5 protein-coding genes are annotated in these 4,815 nt (G+C 55.6%); all 5 read left to right on the plus strand.

Annotated elements, in window-relative coordinates; genetic code table 11:
- Positions 1-809, plus strand: an 809-nt coding sequence (locus O2807_11945; GenBank protein MDA1001209.1) for an SUMF1/EgtB/PvdO family nonheme iron enzyme, incomplete at its 5' end; no start/stop codon positions are given.
- Positions 781-1,914, plus strand: coding sequence for a putative sugar O-methyltransferase (locus O2807_11950; protein ID MDA1001210.1), 1,134 nt, complete (start codon positions 781-783; stop codon positions 1,912-1,914). The genes O2807_11945 and O2807_11950, both read left to right, overlap by 29 nt.
- Positions 1,915-1,917: 3 nt before the next feature.
- Positions 1,918-3,396: a sulfatase gene (locus tag O2807_11955; GenBank protein ID MDA1001211.1), complete on the plus strand. Its 1,479-nt coding sequence runs from the start codon at positions 1,918-1,920 to the stop codon at positions 3,394-3,396.
- Between the two features lie 43 nt (positions 3,397-3,439).
- The gene (locus O2807_11960) at positions 3,440-4,459 is read left to right on the plus strand and encodes a class I SAM-dependent methyltransferase (GenBank protein ID MDA1001212.1); all 1,020 of its coding nucleotides are present in this window, start codon (positions 3,440-3,442) and stop codon (positions 4,457-4,459) included.
- On the plus strand, positions 4,456-4,815 hold a 360-nt coding region (locus tag O2807_11965), incomplete at its 3' end, for an NAD-dependent epimerase/dehydratase family protein (protein ID MDA1001213.1). The genes O2807_11960 and O2807_11965, both read left to right, overlap by 4 nt.

The following is a 4,815-nucleotide window of genomic DNA, read 5'->3' on the forward strand; positions in this document are numbered from 1 at the left end:
TAGATTTCAAGAGAAAAAAATGTGTTTTGTTTGCCGATGAAGAAGAATTGAAAGAGGCCGGGAAGATTGACAAAAAGGAAAAGAAAGCGGTTCTTCTCATAAAAACGAATGTGCCGATGCAGTTGGTCCCCGAGGGAGAGTTCATCATGGGTTCGGGTGTCGGCGAAGGTTTTTTCGACGAGATGCCGCAGAGAAAAATAAATCTGAAGGCCTTTCTTATCGATCGTTATGAAGTGACCAATGAGGAGTTTCGGAAATCGGGCATGAAGCCGCGCCGGAATTTCGGACAACAGTTTTCCTATCCCAAACAGCCTGTCACGGGGATGTCCTGGGTTCAGGCCAAGAAGTACTGCGAGATGGTCGGGAAGCGGCTGCCGACGGAGGCCGAGTGGGAAAAAGCCGCCAGGGGAACGGACGGACGGCGCTATCCTTGGGGAAATGAATGGCCGGACTGCACCAAGGCCGTGTTCAACGGCAATCCAGGGATTGGATGCGGAAAGGGCAGGGGGCCCTGGCCCGTGGGCTCGAAGCCCGCGGGAGCAAGCCCCTACGGGGTCATGGATATGGTTGGGAACGTGAGCGAATTCGTGGCAGATGTCTATAGCCCCGGCTATTATCAGGTGTCCCCAGCCCGGGATCCGGTGAACGAGGGGAAAAAGGACGTGAAGGTGATGCGGGGCGGGCAATGGTCGAGCCCGCGTTACGGGTTGCGGGTTGCGCAACGTTTTCCGGTCGAGACAGATGGAGGGTTTCCTCATGTCGGGTTCAGGTGTGCCCAGGATGCGAAAAACCAGAAAGTGGGCAACTAAGATTACCCGCTTGTTGTCCGTGATTTCAGAATTCGCGGGGAACGATGGGGTGACATGGGCGATGTTGGAGAAAGGGATGGAACCACAGGCGCGCCCTTTGAGTAACCGGCCCGAAATCATTGCGCGCGTGGTCGCCGCTTACAAAAAAGCCAAAAGTCACCAGGAAACGGTATCTGAAGCATATAAAGGAGGAGGTGAGTGGGAAAATATCGAGAAATCCCGAACTGTGCTCCTCGAGTGTGTAAACGGAAATAATAACGCCGGATTAGAGGATTTGTTGTCGAATCTATTCAGGAACATGCTGTCGAGAGGAATGTTTCCAAGCTATGAGAATTTTTCAAAAAGAAACAAATTTCAGAAAATGGTGTTCCTGAATGAATTTTCGCATGATCTGGAAACATGGCGGCAATTGCTTGGCGAAAAGGAAGCCCGAATAGAGGATGTTGTCTATCCGGATATTGGAAATCCGTGGGGTGTGAAATTTGGTGAAGGGCTGATCCCGTACGGTGTTTTTCGTCATCATTATTATTCGAAATTGTTTTCTGAGTTGTTGGGGGACATCGCCCGCCCAGTGGTTGCGGAAATTGGCTGCGGGTATGGCGCATTTGCGAGGTATCTGCTCAAAGAGAAAAAAGAGCTCGCCTACATTGGATTTGATTTGCCCGAGATTGTGTTGGTCCTTTCTTATTTCTTGTTGAACTGCTTTCCCGATAAGAAATTTATTTTGTTTGGGGAAAAGGAAGGGGAAAATATAAGTATGACGGACATCGAAAAGAATGATTTGATCTTGATGCCGATTTCCGCCCTTCCGTCGCTCGCGGGAAACAGTGTGGATTTGTTCCTCAATACGAGAAGTTTCAGTGAAATGGACTATGTTCAGGTGGAAACCTACCTGAACGAAATCTCCCGAGTCTGCCGTGGGTATTTTTTTCACGAAAACAGTGCGTCCCCGATTTCGAAAGGAGAACATTTTGAAGTCGTTGCCTCGGAATTTCCTGTAGACATGAAAACCTTCAAATTGCTTTATCATTCCATCTCCCCCTGGGTTGTCGGCGGGGGGAGATATCAGGAATTTTTGTACGGATCTCGGCGAGAGGATGGGTAGGCGATGCGACCGGATGTGGTTCTTGTCATTCTAGATTCGGCCCGGCGGGACATGTTCGGCGTCTACGGCTCGAATCTGAGCCTGACGCCCAACATTGATGCGCTGGCGGAGAGGGGAGCGGTCCTGAACGATCATTACGCCGCTGCCAACGGCTCCGCCCCCGCCCACGTCAGTATTTTCACGGGATTGTATCCGGCCAGGCACAGGATGCTCCATAATCTGTGCGAGATGCGCCAGGACCTCGTGCCTTTTCCCTTGCTGTTGAGGTCCCTGGGCTATTCCTGCTACGGCCATTGCATGGCGAGCTTCATTCCCCCGGCTGGCTATGATGACCTGTTCGGTTTTGACGAGATGCGTTATCCCGGCAAGGCGGGCGCTGGAACGGGCGGTTCCCTGCGCCGTCAGATTGTTGATAATCTCCGTGGATTTCCCCGGCTTTATCAATTCGTGAAGAAATTGTACTCCCGGACGGTCAGCAAGGAAGGAGAGGTTCGCTCGTCGGCCGCCCTGCATGATGGAAAAGATTCGATGGATTACATTATTCGCCACCTCAAGGAAAAAAGAGGGCAAAAGCCGGTATTCGCCTATACGACGCTCCTTCATCCGCACACGCCGTATTATCCGCCGGCGTCATTTTTGAATAAGGTGTTCAACGGGCAGAAGCCTCATCCGGTGAGCTTCGAAATCCAGAGAAATTTCCACGCCTTCATGAACGGCGACTTCGGTCAGGCCGACGAAGCGCTGGAGTCCGTGCGGAAATGCTACCAGGCCGATCTTCTGTATGGCGACCACTTGGTGGGAAAGCTGGTAGAGGAGCTGGATAAAAACGGTTTGTTCGAAAATACGATCCTGATCGTTACCTCCGATCACGGTGAACTGCTGGGCGAGCACGGCGCCATTAACCATGGGGCAACCTTGTGGGAGGAATTGTTCGCCATCCCGTGCGTGATCTCCTATCCGCCCCGCATTGAGGGGGGATTCCGGATCGGGCGGTTGACCTCAGCGCTGGATCTGGCCCCCACCATCTTCGATCTGCTGGGGGAGAGCGGGTGGATGGAAGATCAGGTGGTCATGGACGGTGTTTCGGTGTTGAGCGAGGAGGAGGGTCTCGAAAACCGGCGCCTGGTGGTGGATTCTCCTCCCGCCGTTTTGCCGGAGCGTCTGAAGGCCTACCCCAACCTCCTCTACGAGATCAGCATCATCCGCCGCGGCGTCCGGACCGGGGACTGGAAATACATCTGGCAATCGAACGGGGAGCACCAATTGTATCGCGCCGGTGACAAAGAGGTCCCGGAAAATAATCGCTATACGGAATCCTCCGATGTCGTGGCGCCTCTTCATCAGGAGATGATCTCTTTCTACGAGGGTACTGAACCGGATTTCGCCCTGGACCGCTATCCGGTCCCGCTCAGCAAGGAGATCGGAGCCAAGATGACCGACCCCCTCATCCGGCGCGAGCTCCAGCGGCTGGGGTACATGTAAGGTGCCTGCGGGCAGCGCCGCTTTTTCCCCGAAAGGATTTTTCTTGAAGGAATACGAAATCCGGCCCAGGGACACTTTTGAGGAGTTCCTGCGAATTTCCCTGGAGGAATCCGAGCGCCTCTTCGCCGACAAAAGCGGATTCGTGGAGGTCGCCTGCCCGGGCTGCGGCGCGGATCGGCCCCGCCCCGAGTTCGTGAAGAACGGCTTCGCCTACTCTTCCTGTCCCTCGTGCGATTCCCTCTATGTGAATCCCCGCCCTGCGGCGGATGCGCTGTCGGCGTACTACCGCGATTCCCGCGCGATGGACCATTGGGCCGAGGTCTTTTACAAGGATACCGAAAAAAAAAGAAGAGAGTTGATCGCTCGGCCTCGGGCACAGCTGGCGAAAGACTGGGCCGGGAAGCTGGGGGTCTCCGGCACATTTCTGGACGTGGGCTCCGGTTACGGGGTCTTTCTCGAGGAGGTTCGAGCGCTGGGATTCTTCGGCTCCGTTCGAGGCGTAGAGCCCTCCGGCCGGCTGGCAAAAATTTGCCGCGATCGCGGATTCGAGATCATGGAAAGTAACGTGGAGGATGTTCCCGACGATTGGGCGAGGGCCGAGTTCGCCACCTGCTTTGAGGTTCTCGAACACGTTTTCGACCCGGCCGCTTTTTTGGAGACCATTCACCGCTTGTTGGCGCCGGGCGGTGTCCTCCTGTTCACCACCCTGGCGGTGTCGGGATTCGATCTGAGCGAGCTCTGGATGCACTCAAAGGCAGTTTGCCCGCCCAACCATCTGAACCTCCTCTCGGTGGAAGGCCTGGAGGCGCTGACCCGCCGGACTGGGATGGAACCTGTTTCCATCGAAACCCCCGGCCGCCTGGACGTGGATATCCTCCGGAACATGCTTGCCGAAGATCCTGGTCTTGAGGTCTCCCGCTTTGCGCGGCGGATTGCGCAGGCCTCCGAGGACGCGCGAGAGGCGTTTCAGGTGTTTTTGCAGCAAAACCGCCTGAGTTCGCACGTCATGGTGATCGCGCGCAAGCCTCTCGAGCCTCTTTCGGAAGAAGGGGGGGCGGGATGAGCGGGATTCTCGTCACGGGCGGCGCCGGTTTTATCGGCGGTGCGATCGCCCGCAGGCTGATCGAACAAAGGGAGTCGGTGACGATCCTGGACGATCTTTCCACTGCCCGCCGGGAGAACATTCCGGAGAAAGCCCGATTCATCGAAGGGAGTCTTTCCAGTCCGGCAACTCTCGACCGACTGTCCGGAGAGGGTATCGACACCGTTTTTCACCTGGGGGCACAGTCCTCCGGCGAAGTCTCTCATGCCGATCCGCTGGGCGACTTCGACATCAACGCGAGGGGGACTTTCCTGCTGCTTCGCTGGTGCGAGCGCCAGGGCATCGAACGCTTCCTGTACGCCAGCTCGATGGCCGTC

Source organism: bacterium, from assembly GCA_027622355.1.
GTDB lineage: Bacteria > UBA8248 > UBA8248 > UBA8248 > UBA8248 > JAQBZT01.

What these genes read in the sequence shown, in the direction of transcription:
- O2807_11950 (MDA1001210.1), top strand. Translation starts at nt 781, where the DNA reads ATGCGAAAAACCAGAAAGTGGGCAACTAAGATTACCCGCTTGTTGTCC.
- O2807_11955 (MDA1001211.1), top strand. Translation starts at nt 1,918, where the DNA reads ATGCGACCGGATGTGGTTCTTGTCATTCTAGATTCGGCCCGGCGGGAC.